Here is a 17963-nt window from a genome sequence, read left to right as displayed (position 1 = left end):
GTATTGCAGAATCGTGGTTTACTCGGGCGGTGTTCCCCGCATACCGCACGCTGCTGACCGGCTTCGACGGCGGTGTGGTGACGCTGACGCTGAACCGGCCCGAGCGGCGCAACGCCTTTGGTGACGGGATGCGGGAAGAACTCGCCGACGCCTACACCCGGTGCGACCAGGCAGACGACGTGCGTGCCGTCGTGCTGACCGGGGCGCCACCGGCGTTCTGCGCCGGGGCCGACCTGGCCGCGGGTGACGAGACGTTCGCGGCGCCGGGCCCGGAGTTCAGTGCGGCCGGCATCCCGGTTCCGGCGTGGTCGTTGAGCAAGCCGGTGATCGCGGCGGTCAACGGGCACGCCATCGGGCTGGGGCTCACCCTGGCGCTGCAGTGCGATATCCGGATTTTCGCCGCCGACGCCCGCTACGGCGTCGTGCAGGTGCGCCGCGGGGTGGTGGGGGACGCCTACTCGCATTGGGCATTGCCGCGATTGGTCGGCATCGCCCGGGCCGCGGAAATCCTGTTGACCGGAACGACTTTCGACGGCCGCCGCGCCGCGGAGCTCGGCATCGCGAGCCGCGTGCTGCCCGCTGATGAGGTGCTGCCGGCCGCGCTGGCGGTGGCCCACGACATTGCGGACAACACCGCGCCGATGTCGGTGGCCGCCAGCAAGCGGCTGCTCTGGGACTCGTTCGACCTGTCGCGCGACGAGGTGGGCCGGCGGGAGACCGAGATTCATCTCGCGGTGATGGCGCATGACGACGCCAAGGAGGGCGTGCGGGCGCTGCAGGCCGGGCGGTTGCCGCGGTGGTCGGGCCGGCCGGTGGATCCGACGCGTTAGGGGCGAGCGGAGCGACGGGAAGTGCCTCAGGCGACCGTCACACCGGAATCTCTCAGGGCGGCAACGGCATTCGTCGTGCTTTCGGCCGATACCCCGGCGGTGTAATCGAGCAGGACGCGGGTGCGGAACCCGGCGTCGGCGGCGTCGGCCGCCGTGGCCTTGACGCAGTAGTCGGTGGCGATGCCGACCACGTCGACCTCGTCGACGCCGCGGGTGCGCAGCCAGTCCGCCAGTGTGGTGCCGCTTTCGTCCTCGCCTTCGAACCCGCTGTAGGCCGCGGAGTACGGGCCCTTGCGGAACACCGCCTCGACCGTGGAAACGTCGAGCTCCGGGTGGAACTGCGCGCCCGGTGTCCCGGCGACGCAGTGCGGCGGCCACGACGTCACGTAGTCGGGCTGGTCGGAGAAATGCGCGCCCGGGTCGATGTGATGGTCGGCCGTGGCGACGACGTGGTCGTACTCGCGCCGGGCCAGCAGATCGCTGATCGCGCGGGCCACTTCACCGCCACCGCACACCGCGAGGGAACCCCCTTCGCAGAAGTCGTTCTGCACGTCGACGACGATCAACGCCCGCATGTGTCCACGGTAGACCGCTTGCTGCGGTTCGCCCGTTGCCGTAGCGTCCGGACACGTGTCTGAACAGGCGCTTGAGCCCACCCGGCGCCGGTTGACGGCCAAACAGGCCGATACGGTCGACCGGCTGAGCCGTGCCGCGCTCGACCTGTTGCGCCGCGAAGGCTTCGCGGGGCTGACGGTCCGCCGGGTCGCGGCCGACGCCGGTGTCGGCGCGGCGACGGCCTACACCTACTTCTCGTCGAAGGAACACCTGGTCGCCGAGGTGTTCTGGCGTCGCCTGGCGTCGTCGCCGCCCGCGGCGCATGACTCCGACGATCCTGCCACGCGGGTGACCGAGGTGCTGCGGCACATCGCACTACTGGTGATCGACGAGCCGGAGTTCGCCGGCGCCGTCACCAACGCGCTGCTGGGCCGCGACCCCGACGTCGAGGTGCTGCGGCAGCGCATCGCCGCGGATATCCGCTCCCGACTGGCCGCGGCGCTCGGTCCGGACGTCGACGACGATGTCATCGAGTCGCTGGAGATGCTCTATTCGGGCGCGCTGGTCCGGGCCGGCATGGGGTTCACGTCGTACGACGAGATCGCCGCGCGGCTGGAGAAGTCAGCGCGGCTGATGCTGCGCTGACGATCGGGTGCCCAGCATCGCGAGCGCGGCGGTGACAGCAGGTTCGGTGAGCTCTGCGACGTCGCGGCCGTCCTCGACGAGCAGTGCGGTGAGTTCGCGGAGACCGCCGAGCAGGATCAGGGCCACCGGCCGGTCGATCGGGGCGATGCCGGCACGCTGGAACCCCGAACCACTGGTGAGGTCGACGACCATGTCGGTGAGATGCTCCATGGCCAGGCGATTGAGTGGCAGCGCGGCGTCACCGAGCGCCGGCGCCTCCCGGATCCAGCTCAAGGTGATCGCGGGCCGGGAGGCGATGTGCGCGACGTACGCGTCGACCGCGTTGCGCACCTGCTGCTCCCAGTCGGCATCGGGATCGATGGCGGCGCGGATCCGGGCGATGAGGTCGTCGTTGTTGGAGCGCAGCAGTTCGACGAAGCACTCTTCCTTGCTGGCGAACTGGTCGTAGAAGGTGCGCTTGGAGGTCTTGGCGTTCCGGACGATGTCGGCGACGGTGGTGTCGCGGTAGCCCCGGGTCTCCAGGGAGGTGGCGAGCCCGTCGAGCAGCCGCCCGCGGAACGGCTGCGGAGCCGTCTGGGCCGCGTTGACCTCGCTGCCTGCCATCGCTCTCCCAAAACCCTTGTCACCTTTGGTACCAGCCGGTACCGTACCGGATAACCACGCGGTACACCGTGGTACCGCGTAAACAGTGGTTTGGAGCGTGCCATGACCGAAACCGTCACCGCTGAACTCACCGAGTGCGCCCCGGCGATCCATCTGCCACCGGCGACCGGAGTGCCCAAGATTCTTCAAGGGGTCGCGTTCGCGACCAATCGGCGCCGGTTCGTCAACCGGATGGTGCCGCGACTCGGTCCGGTATTCACCTGTGATGCACCGGTTTTCGGCCGCGCCGTCATGGTGACCGACCCCCAGTTGGCCAAGCAGGTGTTCGCCGCGAACCCCGCCGACGTCGGCAACATCCAGCCGAACCTGTCCCGCGTCCTCGGCAGCGGATCGGTGTTCGCGCTCGACGGTTCCGAGCACCGGCTGCGCCGCAAGCTGCTGACCCCGCCGTTCCACGGCAAGAGCATCAAGAATTACGAGCGCATCTTCGAAGAGGAGACGCTGCGTGCGGCGGCGTCCTGGCCCGAGGGGAAGTCGTTCCCCACGCTCGAACCGATGATGCACATCACCCTCAACGCCATCCTGCGCGCGGTGTTCGGCGCCGACGGTCACCACCTCGACGAGCTACGGCGCATCATCCCGCCGTGGGTCACCCTGGGGTCGCGACTGGCGGTGCTGCCCATGCCGCCGCGCACCTACGGCCGCTTCACGCCGTGGGGCCGGCTCGCCGAATACCGGCGCCGGTACGACGAGGTCGTCGGCAGACTCATCGACACGGTCGCGGCCGACCCTGATCTCGACAGCCGCGACGACGTGCTGGCGCTGCTGCTGCGCAGCACCTACGAGGACGGAACGGCGATGTCCCGCAGCGACATCGCCGACGAACTGCTGACACTGCTGGCCGCCGGCCACGAAACCACCGCGGCCACCATGGCGTGGGTCTTCGAACGGATCTCCCGCCACCCCGAGGTGCTGCGCCGTCTCGAAGACGAGGTGGCAGCCGGTGACACCGACGAGTACCGCCAGGCGACCATCCTCGAGGTGCAACGCATCCGCACCATCATCGACTTCGCCGGCCGGCACGTGTACGCGCCGACCTTCCAGCTCGGGGAATGGGTCATCCCGCGGGGCTTCTCGATCATCGTCGCCATCGACCACATGCACGAGGACGCAAAGGAATTCGCCGATCCGGAGCGGTTCGACCCGGAGCGCTTCCTCGGGCGCCGTCCGCCGCTGGCGTTCCTGCCGTTCGGCGGCGGTACCCGGCGCTGCGTCGGGGCGGTGTTCGCGCAGGTCGAGATGGACGTGGTGCTGCGGACGGTGTTGCGGCACTTCGCCATTCAGGTCAGCAGCGCGCCGGGGGAGAAGGTCTTCTCGCGGGGTGTGGCCTACACGCCCAAAGACGGCGGCCGCGTGACCTTACGCCGGCGGGTCACCCCGCTGTAGGTTCATGCTGTGACCGAACGGATTACGCAGTACCGCCATGACGGACTGACCTTCGACGTGGTCGACTCCGGCCCCGTCGACGGCGATGTCGTGGTGTTGTTGCACGGCTTCCCGCAGACCGCCGAGTCCTGGACTGCCGTGTCGGAGCTGTTGCATGCCAACGGTTTCCGGACGCTGGCGCCCAATCAGCGCGGCTACTCGCCCGGTGCCCGGCCGAAGGGCCGGCGGCAGTACACGATCCCCAAACTGACCGACGACGTCGCCGCGCTGATCGAGTTGGTCGGCGGGCCGGTGCACGTGGTCGGGCATGACTGGGGCGCCGCGATCGCCTGGGCGCTGACGGCGACCAAACCCGAGCTGGTGCGCACCCTCACCGCGGTGTCGGTGCCCCATACCGGTGCCTTCCTGAAGGCGATGGCCGTCGGGACGCAGGCGCTGCACTCGTACTACATGCTGATCTTCCAGCTGCCGTGGCTCGGCGAACGGTTCGCGCAGTTGGCGATGCCGCGCAGCGGAATGACCGATGAGGCGCTGGCTGTCACGCGGGCCGAGGTGTTCGACAGCGGGGCCCTGACCACCGCACTCAACTGGTACCGCGCCATGCCGTTCGTGAACCCGAAATCGGCGTTCATCCCGGTGACGCGGCCGACCACATACATCTGGAGCGACGGCGACATCGCGCTCGGCCGCAAGGGTGCCCTGCTGACCGAGCAGTTCGTCCACGCGCCGTACAAGTTCGAGATCGTCGAAGGCGCAAACCACTGGTTGCCGGACCAGCACCCCGAGCTCGTGGCCCGGCTGATCGCCGAGCGCGCCGCCACCTAGCGATTTGTGCACGATTTTCCGCGGCCCGCGCGGAAAATCGTGCACAAATCACGCTCGTTTGGGCAGTTTCCAGCCCGGCCGCGGGAAGTGGCAGGTGTAGCCGTTGGGGATGCGCTCCAGGTAGTCCTGGTGCTCCGGCTCGGCCTCCCAGAACGGGACGGCCGGCGTCACCTCGGTGACCACCTTGCCGGGCCACAGACCCGAGGCGTCGACGTCGGCGATGGTGTCTTCGGCGATGCGCTTCTGCTCGTCGTCGGTGTAGAAGATCGCCGAGCGGTAGCTGGTGCCGACGTCGTTGCCCTGCCGGTTGACGGTCGACGGGTCGTGGATCTGGAAGAAGAACTCCAGGAGCGCCCGATAGTCGGTCTGGCTGGGGTCGTAGATGATCTCGACGGCCTCGGCGTGGCCGGGGTGGTTGCGGTAGGTCGGGTGATCGTTGGTCCCGCCGGTGTAACCGACCCGGGTCTTGAGCACACCCGGCTGCTTGCGGATCAGGTCCTGCATCCCCCAGAAGCAGCCGCCCGCCAGGATCGCGGTCGCAGTGTCGGTCATGTACGCCTCCTCGCTTTGATTCCAGCGAACCGAACTCCCGGCGAGTGCGCAAGTGCTCGACAAACGTCACTAGAACGTGTTCTAGTTTTCCTGTGACGGGCAACACCTTCAGTCGCGACGAACTCATCGCGGCATTCGACGTCTTCGAGCAGACCGTGGACCGCGCCGCCCAGACGCGCGACTGGGATCCGTGGACCGACCACTACACCGAGGACGTGCTGTACATCGAACACGCCATGGGCACCATGCACGGCCGCGAGGAGGTGCGGCCCTGGATCTGGAACACCATGGAGAACTTCCCCGGCAGCTACATGACGTCGTTCCCGTCGCTGTGGAAGGTGTACGACGAGGCGACCGGTCGGGTCATCTGCGAGCTCGACAACCCCATGCGCGATCCCGGCGACGGCACCATCATCGGCGCCACCAACATCTCGATCATGACGTACGCGGGCGACGGCCTGTGGAGCAAGCAGGAAGACATCTACAACCCCATGAAGTTCCTCGAGGCCACCATGGCGTGGTGCAAGAAGGCCGAAGCGCTGGGCACGCTGCCGGAGGTGGCCGAGGAGTGGATGCAGAAGTTCGGCGGTAGGGGACGCCGATGACGTCGCTTGTCATCGGGGCCAACGGCTATCTCGGCTCGCACGTCACCCGGCAGCTGGTGGCGGCCGGGGAGGACGTGCGGGTCATGGTTCGGGCCGGTGCCAACACCATCGGCATCGACGACCTCGCCGTCACCCGCTACGAGGGCGACATCTGGGACAACGACACCCTGCGGGCCGCGATGACCGGCGCCGACGTCATCTACTACTGCGTCGTCGACACCCGCGGCTGGCTCCGGGATCCGTCGCCGTTGTTCCGCACCAACGTCGAGGGCACCCGCAATGTGCTGGACGTCGCGGTTGAACCCGAAATCGCGTCGGGCCTAAGGAAATTCGTCTTCACGAGCAGCTACGCCACGGTGGGGCGCAAGCGCGGCTTCGTCTCCACCGAGGACGACATCGCCGACGAGCGCACGCTGCCGCCGTACGTGCGGTCGCGCGTGCAGGCCGAGAAACTGGTGCTGCAGTACGCCCGGGAACGCGGGCTGCCGGCCGTCGCGATGTGTGTGTCCACCACGTACGGCGGAACGGACTGGGGCCGTACGCCGCACGGCGCCATCATCGCCGGCGCCGCGTTCGGGAAGCTGCCGTTCGTGATGAGCGGCATCGAGCTGGAAGCGGTCGACGTCAACGACGCCGCCCGCGCGCTGATCCTGGCCGCCGACAAGGGCCGGCCCGGTGAGCGATACCTGATCTCCGACAAGATGATCAGCAATGCCGAGGTGGCGCGCATCGCCGCGGCCGAGGCCGGGGTGCCGGCGCCGGCCAAGTCGCTGCCGCTGCCGGTGACGTACACACTCGCCACCCTGGGCACCGTCAAAGGCCGGCTCAAGGGCACCGACGAACACATGTCGCTGGCGTCACTGCGACTGATGCGCGCTGAGGCGCCCGTCGACTGCAGCAAGGCGAGGGCTGAATTGGGCTGGGAGCCAAGGCCCGTCGAGGACGCGGTGCGGGAAGCGGCGCGGTTCTGGGTGGGCCTGCGAAAGGCTCGGCAGGCCCAGAAATCCCGGGGCTGAACAACGCGCCGTGCAGCGTTAAGTCGTGGCGCGGCAAGGCCTACCGCGGCTAGCGTCGAAGCCATGACGGACAGATTGCAGGTGGACCTGACCGGGGCACCGCAGACCATGCTGGCCACGCTGTACGCCAAGGCACTGGACGCCGACCTGCCGAAGTCGGTGCTGCACGACACCTACGCCCGCGATGTCGTCGCCCGCATCGACTACGACTGGTCGCAGACCACGATCACGGCCGCCAGGTCGCCGGGGGTCACGCTGCGGTCGGCCTACTTCGACAAGACGGCCCGGCAGTTCCTGGCCGTTTACCCGGAAGCCGTTGTGCTGCACCTGGGTTGCGGACTGGACAGCCGACACTACCGGCTGGACCCGGGACCCGGCGTCGACTGGTACGACATCGACTACCCGGAGGTCGCCGAGCTGCGCCGTCAGCTTTACCCGGCCCGCGAGCACTGCCACATCGTCCCGGCATCGGTGACGGACCCGGCGTGGCTCGCCGGCATCCCGGCCGACCGCCCGGTACTGATGCTGGCCGAGGGCCTCACGATGTACCTCAGCGAGGCCGACGGTCAGGCACTGTTCCGTCGCATCGTGGCGCATTTCCCAAGTGGGGAACTGCAATTCGATGCCTTCAGCCGGCTCGGTGTGAAGCTGCAGTGGACGAACTCCGTGGTGCGCCGTTCGGGCGCGACGTTGAAGTGGGCCATGGACGGCCCCGACGACGTCCTGTCGGCAGTGCCGGGACTGCGGCTGCTGTCATGGGAGTCCGCCCTCGGCCCCGACGGCTACAACCTGCTGCCGACGGGACTGCGCGTGATGGCCGCCGTCATGCGCGCCGTGCCCGGCATGCGCCACATGTCGCAGTACCACCGGTATTCGTGGGGCTGACCGCCCGGCCCGGTCAGGCGGCCTCGGCGCGGGCCTTCAGCCGCTCGAGCGTCAGCCGGATGTTCTCGGCGTTGGCCGCGTCCCGGTCGGCGACCCCGGTGAGCGAGGCGGCGAACAGCTTCAACAGACCCGGCCGGTTGTCCCACGTGGACTCGGTGACCCGGCAGCCGTTCGGCGTCTCGGTGATGTCGTAGCGCCAGTGCGCGATGGGCACGATCGAGGACTTCACGGCGAAGCCGAACGTCTTGCCCGGCTCGGCTTCGGTGACGGTGCAGCTGGTCGTCCAGGTCTTCGAGCCGTTGCGGTTGTGTCCCTTGAACACCGAACCGGGTACCGCCGAGGACCCCTTCTGCCACTCCATGGTGTGTGCCTCCTCGGCGAGCGAGGCCAAGGTGGGCAGATCGGTCAGCAGCGCGTAGACAGCCGACGGGCTGGCGGCGATCTCGATGGCGGCGGTGACGGAGGCGGGTCCCTGTGCGGTCATGGCGCTGATCGTAGACAGACCGTCCTGGGGTTGGGCAAGCGGTAATTGTCGGTGGCGCAACAAGAATGCTCGATCTTTGCGGTAACCGTTTCGGGGTATCCCGGCGATATACCGCGTGACGGCACCTTCCAACGAAGGAGTTGGGTTGATATGAGCAAAAAGACGTTTGTGGCAGCTACCGCGCTCACCACCGGTGTGAGCGCGGCGATTATGGGATTAGGAGTCAATATCGCGCAGGCGAAGCCTGCACCCTGCCCGCCGATGCAGGTATGCAACGGTCCGGGTAACGGACACGGACCGGGTGGCGGCGGTCCGCCCGGAAACCCCGGCGGTCCACCTGGAAACCCCGGCGGTCCACCTGGAAACCCCGGTGATCCCGGCGGCGGGCCGGGTGGGCCACCGCCAGGTAACCCGGGCAATCACGACGACTGGCACCCGGGCGACAACGACAATGGCCGTGGGGACTGGCATCCCGGCGACCAGGGGAACTGGCACCCCAGGCCGGGCGACCCGGGACCGGGCGACTGGCACTGGCGTGGCGGCCCGCCGCCGTGGGGCCATGGTCCTGGGCCGTGGGGCTGGGGACCACCGCCCAGGCCGAACATCATCTGGGTGGCGCCCCCGCCGTGGGCACCGCCGCCGCCCCCGTTCGACTACTGGGGCTACACCGTCTACCCGGTGTGGGATCCAGGCTTCATGGCGTGGGGTTTCTGGTTCTTCGGCATCTGGATTGCGCTGTAATCCGTCAGTAGTTGCCGTCTGATGGCTGGGCCTGTCACTGGTGACAGGCCCAGCGTCATGTCGGGAATCGGCGCCGCCGGGAAAGGTGTTGCACTGAACATGACCGAGCGTCCCGTGCTCGAGCCCAGTGCGGCTCACCCCATCACCATCACGCCGACCGCCGGACGTGTCACCGTGACGGTCAACGGCCGCGTGGTTGCGGACACCACTGACGCACTCACTCTGCAAGAGTCGAATTACCCAGCGGTGCAATATGTTCCGCTCGCCGACGTCGACCAGACGGAGCTGTCCCGAAGTACGACCACCAGCTACTGCCCGTACAAGGGTGACGCCGGCTACTACCACGTCGGCGGCGTCGAAGACGTCATCTGGACGTACGAACAGCCGTACCCCGCGGTGGCTGAGATCGCCGGCCGGGTGGCGTTCTACCCCGACAAGGCCGACATCGTGGTGCACCCCGCCTAACCTGGAGCCGTGCCCACCGCCAGCCTGGCCCTGGACGGCCCGGCCGGCCTCGGCCTGACGTTGTCGCCGCTGCGCCGCGGAGGGACCGATCCGACCTTCCGGACCGTCGACGGCGTCATCTGGCGGACCAGCCTGATGCGCACCGGCGGGGTCACCGCGCGCCTCAGCTCACCCGATCTCAGGACCGTCGACTGCGAGGTGTGGGGCGACGGCGCCGCCGAGTTCCTGGACCGCCTACCCGCGCTGGTCGGCGCCGAAGACGACGCCACGGGATTCGCACCCACCGAACCGACCATTGCCGAGGCCTGGCGCCGCGTGCCGCACCTGCGCGTGTGCCGGACCGGACGGGTGCTGGAGGCACTGGTCCCGGCGATCCTCGAGCAACGGGTGCAAGGCCGGGATGCGTGGAATTCGTTCCGCAAGCTCACCGTGCGGTATGGCGCACCTGCGCCCGGCCCGGCGCCGGCCGGCATGCGGCTGCCGCCGACTGCCGAGGCGTGGCGCCGCATCCCGTCCTGGGAATTCCACCGCGCGAACGTGGATCCGGGCCGGGCCCGCACCCTGGTCGGCTGCGCACAGCGGGCCGACGCGCTGGAGCGGCTGACCGCCGAGACCGCGATCACGGCCCTGATGTCGTTGCCGGGAGTCGGGCTCTGGACGGCCGCCGAGACGGTGCAGAAGGCGTTCGGCGACGCCGACGCGCTCTCGGTCGGCGACTATCACCTGGCCAAGATGGTGGGCTGGACCCTGCTGGGCCACCCGATCGACGACGCCGCGATGGTCGAACTGCTGGAACCGCTCCGGCCGCACCGGCATCGGGCGGTACGGCTGCTCGAGGCCAGCGGCCTGGCGCGCAATCCGAGATTCGGTGCGCGCCAGGCGATTCCCAGCCTGAAGGAAATCTAGGCGGCGGCCACGACGTCGGCTTCGTGATCCGTCTCGGCCGTGCCGAACAACAGCGGATAGGCGATGCCCGCGATGGCGGCGCCGACCAACGGCGCCAGCCAGAACACCCACAGCTGCGTCGGCGCCCCGTTGCCGTTGAAGAACGCGACGCCGGTCGAGCGGGCCGGGTTCACCGAGGTGTTGGAGATCGGGATCGAGATCAGGTGGACCAGGGTCAGGGACAGGCCGATGGACAGTCCGGCGAAGCCCTTCGGCGCCCGGGCGTCGGTGGAGCCCAGGATCACGAACAGGAACATCGCGGTCAGGACGATTTCGGTGATGAGCACCGACGCCAGGCCGAAATGTTCCGGGGAGTGGTCCCCGAAACCGTTCGCGGCCATGTTGCCGGTCGCCGACCAGCCCTTCTGGCCGCTGCCGATCCAGTAGATGACCGCGCCGGCGATGAGGCCGCCGATGACCTGGGCGATCCAGTACCTAGGCAGTGCCTTCCAGTCGATCCGCCGGGCCAGGGCCGCGCCGAGCGTGACCGCGGGATTGAAATGGCCGCCCGAGACGGTGCCGAAGGCGTAGACGCCCGTCAGTACCGTGAGGCCGAAAGCTATTGCGACACCGAGGAATCCGATGCCGATAGAGGTGTGTTCGGTGGGATTGGCGGCGAAGACCGCGGCGCCGCAACCGCCGAGCACGAGCCAGAAGGTGCCGACGGCCTCCGCCGCCAGCTTGTGTGTCATCGTGGGAGCACTCATTTGGTCGAACCCTCCAATTCCTGTCGAAAAAGCCGGGTCAGCAAACAGCATTTCGAGGATCCCACCGGTGGGCGGCCGGGAGCCCGGCTGTTGCTGAATAGCAGCTCAAAGGTGACCGGCGGGTGCCCGCTGACCGGCCCGGAATCTAAGAATCTGAGCAATCTTTGCAGCAAATAAACTTTTGGTAACAGCCTGCGTAAATGTGACTTCTAGCAAACCATATTGCGGTGTCGTGACCAGTGGTGCAGGTGGGCCCCGTCGGGGTGTGACCGGAATTGATTGGCGAAAACGCAAGGGCTCCAATAAAATTGGCCCTACCGACCGGTAGCTTTAGAGTGCTGTGCAACACAGTCACAGCAACCTCATTAGGTCTGCCTAAGTTGGCATGTCAGGCCGGGTTTGTCATATCGTTTTGTCTCAATCGAGGCGAGCGGGACGGCCCGTCGTTCAGTGCTGCACGCTGGCATACCGTCGCTCAGTCCGCTGACGCCGTTGAAAGCGGCGGTCAAGCGATGCTTCGTAAAGAAGATGGTGAAGGGTTAGGTGGGAATGGCGCCGCAGCACGGCGGACCCAGCAAGGTCGGGCTGTACAACCCCGCGCATGAGCACGACGCCTGTGGCGTCGCCATGGTCGCGGACATTCACGGACGTCGGAGCCGCGACATCGTCGACAAGGCGATCACGGCACTGCTGAACCTGGAGCATCGCGGTGCCGCAGGTGCCGAGCCGAACACCGGCGACGGCGCAGGCATCCTGCTGCAGGTTCCCGACGAGTTCCTCCGCGCCGTGTGCGCCGAGGAAGGCTTCGAGCTTCCTGCCGAAGGCAGCTACGCCACGGGCATCGCTTTCCTGCCGCAGTCGGCCCGCGACGCCAAGCTGGCGTGCGAGGCCGTCGAGAAGATCGTCGAAGCCGAGGGCCTGCAGGTCCTGGGCTGGCGCGATGTGCCGTTCGACGAGTCGTCGCTCGGTGCGCTGGCGCGTGACGCCATGCCGACCCTGCGGCAGATCTTCATCGCCGGCGCCGACGGCATGCAGCTCGAGCGCCGCGCCTACGTCATCCGCAAGCGCGCCGAGCACGAGCTGGGAACCAAGGGCCCGGGCCAGGACGGCCCCGGTCGCGAGACGGTGTACTTCCCGAGCCTGTCGGGCAAGACCATCGTCTACAAGGGCATGCTCACCACCCCGCAGCTCAAGGCGTTCTACCTGGACCTGCAGGACGAGCGGATGAAGAGCGCGCTGGGCATCGTGCACTCGCGCTTCTCGACCAACACGTTCCCGTCGTGGCCGCTGGCGCACCCGTTCCGCCGGGTCGCGCACAACGGTGAGATCAACACCGTCAACGGCAACGAGAACTGGATGCGGGCCCGTGAGGCGCTCATCCACACCGACGTGTTCGGGTACCACAACGACCTGAACAAGATTTTCCCGGTCTGTACGCCGGGCGCCTCGGACACCGCACGGTTCGACGAGGCGCTCGAACTCCTGCACCTGGGTGGACGTCCGCTGCACCACGCCGTGCTGATGATGATCCCCGAGGCATGGGAACGCAGCGAGACCATGGACCCCGCCCGCCGGGCGTTCTACCAGTACCACGCATCGCTCATGGAGCCGTGGGACGGACCCGCGTCGGTGTGCTTCACCGACGGCACCATCGTCGGCGCGGTCCTGGACCGCAACGGCCTGCGCCCCTCGCGCATCTGGGTCACCGATGACGGGCTCGTCGTCATGGCCTCTGAGGCCGGCGTCCTGGATCTGGACCCCTCGACCGTCGTCAAGAAGATGCGCCTGCAGCCCGGCCGGATGTTCCTCGTGGACATGGCCGAAGGCCGGATCGTCGACGACGAGGAGATCAAGGACAAGCTCGCGGCCGAGCACCCCTACCAGGAGTGGCTCGACAACGGCCTGTTCCACATCGACGATCTGCCCCCGGGCGACTACGTCAAGATGCCGCACCACCGCGTGGTGCTGCGCCAGCAGGCGTTCGGCTACACGAACGAAGAGGTCAATCAGCTGATCGTGCCGATGGCCCGCACCGGCGCCGAGGCGCTGGGCTCCATGGGTACCGACACCCCGATCGCTGTGCTCTCGCAGCGGCCGCGGATGCTCTACGACTACTTCCAGCAGCTGTTCGCACAGGTCACCAACCCGCCGCTGGACGCCATCCGCGAAGAGGTCGTCACCAGCCTCTCGGGCGTCATCGGCCCCGAGGGTGACCTGCTGAACCCGGACGAGAACTCGTGCCGGCAGATCGTCGTGCCGCAGCCGATCCTGCGCAACGGCGACCTGTCCAAGCTGATCTGCGTCGACCCCGACCACGAGATCCGGGGCCGCAAGCACGGCATGCGCGCCGCGGTCATCAGCTGCCTGTACCCCGTCGCCGACGGTGGAGAGGGTCTGCGCCGCGCCCTGGAGGACGTCCGCACCAAGGTGTCGCAGGCCATCCGCAACGGTGCCCGCATCATCGTGCTGTCGGACCGTGAGTCCAACGAATGGCTTGCGCCGATCCCGTCGCTGCTGTCGACGGCGGCCGTCCACCACCACCTGGTCCGGGAACGCACCCGCACCCAGGTCGGCCTCGTGGTCGAGTCCGGTGACGCCCGCGAGGTGCACCACATGGCCATGCTGGTGGGTGTCGGCGCGGCCGCCATCAACCCGTACATGGCCTTCGAGACCGTCGAGGACATGGTCGACCGCGGTGTCATCACCGGTCTGACCAGCGACCAGGCCAAGGCCAACTACGTCAAGGCCGCCGGCAAGGGTGTGCTGAAGGTGATGTCCAAGATGGGCATCTCGACGCTGGCCTCCTACACCGGCGCCCAGCTGTTCCAGGCCGTCGGCATCAGCCAGCGCGTGCTCGACGAGTACTTCACCGGCATCTCCTGTCCGACCGGCGGCATCGACCTCGACGACATCGCGGCCGACGTCGCGGCGCGGCACAGCCTCGCCTACCTCGACCGGCCCGACGAGTGGGCACACCGTGAGCTCGAGGTCGGCGGCGAGTACCAGTGGCGCCGCGAGGGCGAATACCACCTGTTCAACCCGGACACGGTGTTCAAGCTGCAGCACTCCACCCGCACCGGGCAGTACTCGGTGTTCAAGGAGTACACCAAGCTGGTCGACGACCAGAGCGAGCGCATGGCCTCCCTGCGTGGCCTGTTCACGTTCAAAGAAGGTGTGCGCGAACCGATCTCGATCGACGAGGTCGAACCCGCCAGCGAGATCGTCAAGCGGTTCTCCACCGGCGCGATGAGCTACGGCTCGATCTCGGCCGAGGCCCACGAGACGCTGGCCATCGCCATGAACCGCCTTGGCGGACGGTCGAACTCGGGTGAGGGCGGCGAGAACGTCGAGCGCTTCGAGCGGGACGCCAACGGCGACTGGCGGCGCAGCGCCATCAAGCAGGTCGCGTCGGCCCGCTTCGGTGTGACGTCGCACTACCTGACGAACTGCACCGACATCCAGATCAAGATGGCCCAGGGCGCCAAGCCCGGTGAGGGCGGTCAGCTTCCGGGGCACAAGGTGTACCCGTGGGTGGCCGAGGTGCGCCACTCGACCCCGGGTGTCGGCCTGATCTCGCCGCCGCCGCACCACGACATCTACTCGATCGAGGATCTGGCGCAGCTGATCCACGACCTGAAGAACGCCAACCCCGAGGCCCGTATCCACGTGAAGCTGGTGTCGGAGAACGGCGTCGGTACCGTCGCCGCGGGTGTCTCGAAGGCGCACGCCGACGTGGTGCTCATCTCCGGGCACGACGGTGGCACCGGTGCGACGCCGCTGACCTCGCAGAAGCACGCGGGTGCACCGTGGGAGCTGGGCCTGGCCGAGACGCAGCAGACCCTGCTGCTCAACGGTCTGCGCGACCGCATCGTCGTGCAGGTCGACGGTCAGCTCAAGACGGGCCGCGACGTCGTCATCGCCGCGCTGCTGGGCGCCGAGGAATTCGGTTTCGCCACCGCACCGCTGGTGGTCTCGGGCTGCATCATGATGCGCGTCTGCCACCTCGACACCTGCCCCGTGGGTGTGGCCACCCAGAACCCGGTGCTGCGCGAGCGGTTCACCGGCAAGCCGGAATTCGTCGAGAACTTCTTCCTGTTCATCGCAGAAGAGGTCCGCGAACTCATGGCGCAGCTGGGCTTCCGCACCATCAACGAGATGGTCGGCCAGGTCGGCGCGCTGGACACCAGCAAGGCCATCGCGCACTACCGCGCGCAGAAGCTGGACCTGACCCCGGTGCTGTACGAACCGGAGTCGGCCTTCATGAAGCAGGATCTGTACTGCACGTCGAGCCAGGACCACGGTCTGGACAAGGCGCTCGACCAGCAGCTGATCGCCGAGTGCCGGGACGCCATCGAGTCCGAGGTGCCGGTCAGCCTCGCCATGAAGATCACCAACGTGAACCGCACCGTCGGCACCATGCTGGGCCACGAGGTCACGAAGGTTCACGGCGGCCAGGGTCTGCCGGACGGCACCATCGACATCACGTTCGACGGCTCGGCGGGTAACAGCTTCGGCGCGTTCCTGCCCAAGGGCATCACCCTCCGGGTGAACGGCGACGCCAACGACTATGTCGGCAAGGGTCTTTCGGGTGGACGCATCGTGGTGCGCCCGTCGAAGAACGCGCCCGCCGGCTACGTGGCCGAGGAGAACATCATCGGCGGCAACGTGATCCTGTTCGGTGCCACCAGCGGGCAGGCGTTCCTGCGCGGTGTGGTGGGCGAGCGGTTCGCGGTGCGTAACTCGGGCGCCGTCGCGGTCGTCGAGGGCGTGGGCGACCACGGTTGCGAGTACATGACCGGTGGCAAGGTCGTCATCCTCGGCGAGACCGGCCGTAACTTCGCCGCCGGTATGTCCGGCGGTATGGCCTTCGTCTACGACCCGAAGGGCGCCCTGCCGGGCAACATCAATGGCGAGATGGTCGATCTCGATGCGCTGGACGCCACCGACGAACTGTGGCTGCACGAGATCATCACCGCCCATGTCGATGGCACCGAATCGGCTGTGGGACAGCGGATTCTGGCCGATTGGCAGAATCAGAAGGAGCAGTTCATCAAGGTGATGCCTCGCGACTACAAGCGGGTACTGGAGGCGATCGCCGGGGCCGAGGCCGCCGGCGAGGACGTCAGCGAAGCGATCATGGCGGCCGCTCGTGGCTGATCCGAACGGCTTCCTCAAGCACACCCACCGTCAGACCCCGGTCCGCCGGCCGGTCGACCTGCGCCTCAAGGACTGGAAAGAGGTCTACGAGGAGTTCTCCAAGGAGACCCTGCAGGTCCAGGCCTCGCGCTGCATGGACTGCGGTATCCCGTTCTGCCACAACGGTTGTCCGCTCGGGAACCTCATCCCCGAGTGGAACGACCTGGTGTACCGGGACCGCTGGCGCGACGGCATCGAGCGCCTGCACGCCACCAACAACTTCCCGGAATTCACCGGGCGGCTGTGCCCGGCGCCGTGTGAGGCGTCGTGCGTCCTCGGCATCAACCAGGACCCGGTGACGATCAAGCAGGTCGAGGTCGAGCTGATCGACAACGCCTTCGACCAGGGCTGGGTCAAGCCGATGATCCCGGACGTGAAGACCGGCAAGAAGGTCGCCGTCGTCGGTTCCGGACCGGCCGGTCTGGCCGCTGCCCAGCAGCTGACTCGCGCCGGCCACGACGTGACCGTGCTCGAGCGGGCCGACCGCATCGGTGGTCTGCTGCGTTACGGCATCCCGGAATTCAAGATGGAGAAGCGGCACATCGACCGTCGTCTGGAGCAGATGACGGCCGAGGGCACGCAGTTCCGGACCAACGTCAACGTCGGCGTCGACATCACCGTCGAGCAGCTGCAGGAAGACTACGACGCGGTGGTCCTGGCCGGCGGCGCGACCGCATGGCGTGACCTGCCGATCCCGGGCCGCGAGCTCGAGGGCATCTACCAGGCCATGGAGTACCTGCCCTGGGGTAACCGCGTGCAGCTGGGCGACGACGTCCTCGGACCCGACGGCGAGCCGCCGATCACGGCCAAGGGCAAGAAGGTCGTCATCATCGGTGGCGGTGACACCGGCGCCGACTGCCTGGGCACCGCCCACCGGCAGGGTGCCGAGAGCGTCCACCAGTTCGAGATCATGCCGCGTCCGCCGGAGGAGCGCGCCGAGTCGACCCCGTGGCCGACCTACCCGCTCATGTTCCGGGTGTCCTCGGCACACGAAGAGGGCGGCGAGCGCGTCTTCTCGGTCAACACCGAGGAGTTCGTGGGCACCGACGGCAAGGTCTCGGCGCTGAAGGTGCACGAGGTCGTCATGAAGGCCGGCAAGTTCGAGAAGGTCGAGGGTTCGGACTTCGAACTCGCGGCGGACATCGTCTTCCTGGCCATGGGCTTCGTCGGCCCCGAGCGTGAGGGCCTGCTGACCGAGCTGGGCGTCGAGCTCACCGACCGTGGAAACGTGGCCCGGGACAACGACTTCCAGACCACCGTGCCCGGCGTCTTCGTCGCCGGTGACATGGGCCGCGGTCAGTCGCTGATCGTGTGGGCCATTGCCGAGGGCCGCGCCGCGGCCGCCGGCGTGGACCGCTACCTGATGGGTGAGTCGGCGCTGCCGAAGCCCATCAAGCCGACGGCTGCGCCGCAGCGCTGATCTGACAATCAACCGTGGCCCGGTGGTGCGATGCACCGCCGGG

General features: G+C 67.9%; 17 protein-coding genes. 12 read left to right on the top strand and 5 right to left on the bottom strand.

What is annotated here, in order from left to right; translation table 11 throughout:
• The first annotated feature begins 29 nt into the window (after positions 1–29).
• Entirely contained in the window at positions 30–830 is an 801-nt protein-coding gene (locus tag ACZ5IQ_RS28195; protein WP_318984021.1) for an enoyl-CoA hydratase/isomerase family protein, read from the top strand.
• A 26-nt stretch (positions 831–856) separates the two neighbouring features.
• Here the strand turns inward: ACZ5IQ_RS28195 and ACZ5IQ_RS28190 are convergent, their stop codons facing one another.
• Positions 857–1405: a nicotinamidase gene (locus ACZ5IQ_RS28190; protein WP_406774499.1), complete on the bottom strand. Its 549-nt coding sequence runs from the start codon at positions 1403–1405 to the stop codon at positions 857–859.
• Positions 1406–1460: 55 nt separating this feature from the next.
• Here ACZ5IQ_RS28190 and ACZ5IQ_RS28185 point away from each other — a divergent pair, with 55 nt between their 5' ends.
• Positions 1461–2030, top strand: coding sequence for a TetR/AcrR family transcriptional regulator (locus ACZ5IQ_RS28185; protein ID WP_212807648.1), 570 nt, complete (start codon positions 1461–1463; stop codon positions 2028–2030).
• On the opposite strand, the gene ACZ5IQ_RS28180 is transcribed toward ACZ5IQ_RS28185, so the two are convergent.
• Positions 2007–2633 (bottom strand): TetR/AcrR family transcriptional regulator, encoded by a 627-nt coding sequence (locus tag ACZ5IQ_RS28180; protein ID WP_212807647.1) that lies wholly within the window; start codon positions 2631–2633, stop codon positions 2007–2009. The two genes, ACZ5IQ_RS28185 and ACZ5IQ_RS28180, sit on opposite strands and share 24 nt — an antisense overlap.
• A gap of 102 nt (positions 2634–2735) precedes the next feature.
• On the opposite strand from ACZ5IQ_RS28180, the gene ACZ5IQ_RS28175 reads away from it, so the two are divergent.
• Both ACZ5IQ_RS28175 and ACZ5IQ_RS28170 read left to right on the top strand, forming a co-directional pair.
• Positions 2736–4079 carry a cytochrome P450 gene (locus tag ACZ5IQ_RS28175; RefSeq protein WP_212807646.1) on the top strand — a complete coding sequence of 448 codons (1344 nt, stop codon included), beginning with the start codon at positions 2736–2738 and terminating at the stop codon, positions 4077–4079.
• A 9-nt stretch (positions 4080–4088) separates the two neighbouring features.
• Positions 4089–4904, top strand: a complete 816-nt coding sequence (locus ACZ5IQ_RS28170) for an alpha/beta fold hydrolase (RefSeq protein ID WP_212807645.1) — start codon at positions 4089–4091, stop codon at positions 4902–4904.
• Positions 4905–4952: 48 nt separating this feature from the next.
• Here the strand turns inward: ACZ5IQ_RS28170 and msrA are convergent, their stop codons facing one another.
• The gene (gene msrA, locus ACZ5IQ_RS28165) at positions 4953–5456 is read right to left on the bottom strand and encodes a peptide-methionine (S)-S-oxide reductase MsrA (protein ID WP_212807644.1); all 504 of its coding nucleotides are present in this window, start codon (positions 5454–5456) and stop codon (positions 4953–4955) included.
• Between the two features lie 92 nt (positions 5457–5548).
• Here msrA and ACZ5IQ_RS28160 point away from each other — a divergent pair, with 92 nt between their 5' ends.
• From ACZ5IQ_RS28160 to ACZ5IQ_RS28150, 3 genes are all read left to right on the top strand, one after another.
• Positions 5549–6061: a nuclear transport factor 2 family protein gene (locus ACZ5IQ_RS28160; protein WP_212807643.1), complete on the top strand. Its 513-nt coding sequence runs from the start codon at positions 5549–5551 to the stop codon at positions 6059–6061.
• The gene (locus ACZ5IQ_RS28155; protein ID WP_212807642.1) at positions 6058–7077 is read left to right on the top strand and encodes an NAD-dependent epimerase/dehydratase family protein; all 1020 of its coding nucleotides are present in this window, start codon (positions 6058–6060) and stop codon (positions 7075–7077) included. Before ACZ5IQ_RS28160 ends, ACZ5IQ_RS28155 begins: the two co-directional genes overlap by 4 nt.
• 63 nt (positions 7078–7140) lie before the next feature.
• Positions 7141–7962, top strand: a complete 822-nt coding sequence (locus ACZ5IQ_RS28150; RefSeq protein ID WP_212807641.1) for a class I SAM-dependent methyltransferase — start codon at positions 7141–7143, stop codon at positions 7960–7962.
• 13 nt (positions 7963–7975) lie between these two features.
• Here ACZ5IQ_RS28150 and ACZ5IQ_RS28145 read toward each other — a convergent pair whose 3' ends face one another.
• On the bottom strand, positions 7976–8446 hold the full coding sequence (locus ACZ5IQ_RS28145; RefSeq protein WP_212807640.1) for an SRPBCC family protein: 471 nt from the start codon (positions 8444–8446) through the stop codon (positions 7976–7978).
• A 150-nt stretch (positions 8447–8596) separates the two neighbouring features.
• Between ACZ5IQ_RS28145 and ACZ5IQ_RS28140 the strand changes: the two genes are divergently transcribed.
• From ACZ5IQ_RS28140 to ACZ5IQ_RS28130, 3 genes are all read left to right on the top strand, one after another.
• Positions 8597–9187, top strand: coding sequence for a chitin-binding protein (locus ACZ5IQ_RS28140; RefSeq protein WP_212807639.1), 591 nt, complete (start codon positions 8597–8599; stop codon positions 9185–9187).
• Positions 9188–9286: 99 nt separating this feature from the next.
• Positions 9287–9652 (top strand): DUF427 domain-containing protein, encoded by a 366-nt coding sequence (locus ACZ5IQ_RS28135; protein ID WP_212807638.1) that lies wholly within the window; start codon positions 9287–9289, stop codon positions 9650–9652.
• Between the two features lie 9 nt (positions 9653–9661).
• Complete coding sequence (locus ACZ5IQ_RS28130; protein WP_406774501.1) at positions 9662–10558, top strand: DNA-3-methyladenine glycosylase family protein; 897 nt, start codon at positions 9662–9664, stop codon at positions 10556–10558.
• On the opposite strand, the gene aqpZ is transcribed toward ACZ5IQ_RS28130, so the two are convergent.
• Positions 10555–11304: an aquaporin Z gene (gene aqpZ / locus ACZ5IQ_RS28125; RefSeq protein WP_406774502.1), complete on the bottom strand. Its 750-nt coding sequence runs from the start codon at positions 11302–11304 to the stop codon at positions 10555–10557. The two genes, ACZ5IQ_RS28130 and aqpZ, sit on opposite strands and share 4 nt — an antisense overlap.
• Positions 11305–11853: 549 nt before the next feature.
• Between aqpZ and gltB the strand changes: the two genes are divergently transcribed.
• A complete protein-coding gene (gene gltB / locus ACZ5IQ_RS28120) occupies positions 11854–16461 on the top strand; it encodes a glutamate synthase large subunit (RefSeq protein WP_406774525.1) in 4608 nt (1535 codons plus the stop codon).
• Positions 16454–17920 carry a glutamate synthase subunit beta gene (locus tag ACZ5IQ_RS28115; RefSeq protein ID WP_406784081.1) on the top strand — a complete coding sequence of 489 codons (1467 nt, stop codon included), beginning with the start codon at positions 16454–16456 and terminating at the stop codon, positions 17918–17920. The genes gltB and ACZ5IQ_RS28115 overlap by 8 nt, the downstream gene beginning before the upstream one ends.
• The last annotated feature ends 43 nt before the right edge of the window (positions 17921–17963 follow it).

Source organism: Mycobacterium toneyamaense, from assembly GCF_055384815.1.
Note: the sequence above shows the minus strand (reverse complement) of the source record. Positions and strands in the feature narration are given on the sequence as shown.

What these genes read in the sequence shown, in the direction of transcription:
- ACZ5IQ_RS28190 (WP_406774499.1), bottom strand. Translation starts at nt 1,405, where the DNA reads ATGCGGGCGTTGATCGTCGTCGACGTGCAGAACGACTTCTGCGAAGGG.
- ACZ5IQ_RS28180 (WP_212807647.1), bottom strand. Translation starts at nt 2,633, where the DNA reads ATGGCAGGCAGCGAGGTCAACGCGGCCCAGACGGCTCCGCAGCCGTTC.
- ACZ5IQ_RS28175 (WP_212807646.1), top strand. Translation starts at nt 2,736, where the DNA reads ATGACCGAAACCGTCACCGCTGAACTCACCGAGTGCGCCCCGGCGATC.
- msrA (WP_212807644.1), bottom strand. Translation starts at nt 5,456, where the DNA reads ATGACCGACACTGCGACCGCGATCCTGGCGGGCGGCTGCTTCTGGGGG.
- ACZ5IQ_RS28155 (WP_212807642.1), top strand. Translation starts at nt 6,058, where the DNA reads ATGACGTCGCTTGTCATCGGGGCCAACGGCTATCTCGGCTCGCACGTC.
- ACZ5IQ_RS28150 (WP_212807641.1), top strand. Translation starts at nt 7,141, where the DNA reads ATGACGGACAGATTGCAGGTGGACCTGACCGGGGCACCGCAGACCATG.
- ACZ5IQ_RS28145 (WP_212807640.1), bottom strand. Translation starts at nt 8,446, where the DNA reads ATGACCGCACAGGGACCCGCCTCCGTCACCGCCGCCATCGAGATCGCC.
- ACZ5IQ_RS28140 (WP_212807639.1), top strand. Translation starts at nt 8,597, where the DNA reads ATGAGCAAAAAGACGTTTGTGGCAGCTACCGCGCTCACCACCGGTGTG.
- ACZ5IQ_RS28135 (WP_212807638.1), top strand. Translation starts at nt 9,287, where the DNA reads ATGACCGAGCGTCCCGTGCTCGAGCCCAGTGCGGCTCACCCCATCACC.
- aqpZ (WP_406774502.1), bottom strand. Translation starts at nt 11,304, where the DNA reads ATGAGTGCTCCCACGATGACACACAAGCTGGCGGCGGAGGCCGTCGGC.
- gltB (WP_406774525.1), top strand. Translation starts at nt 11,854, where the DNA reads ATGGCGCCGCAGCACGGCGGACCCAGCAAGGTCGGGCTGTACAACCCC.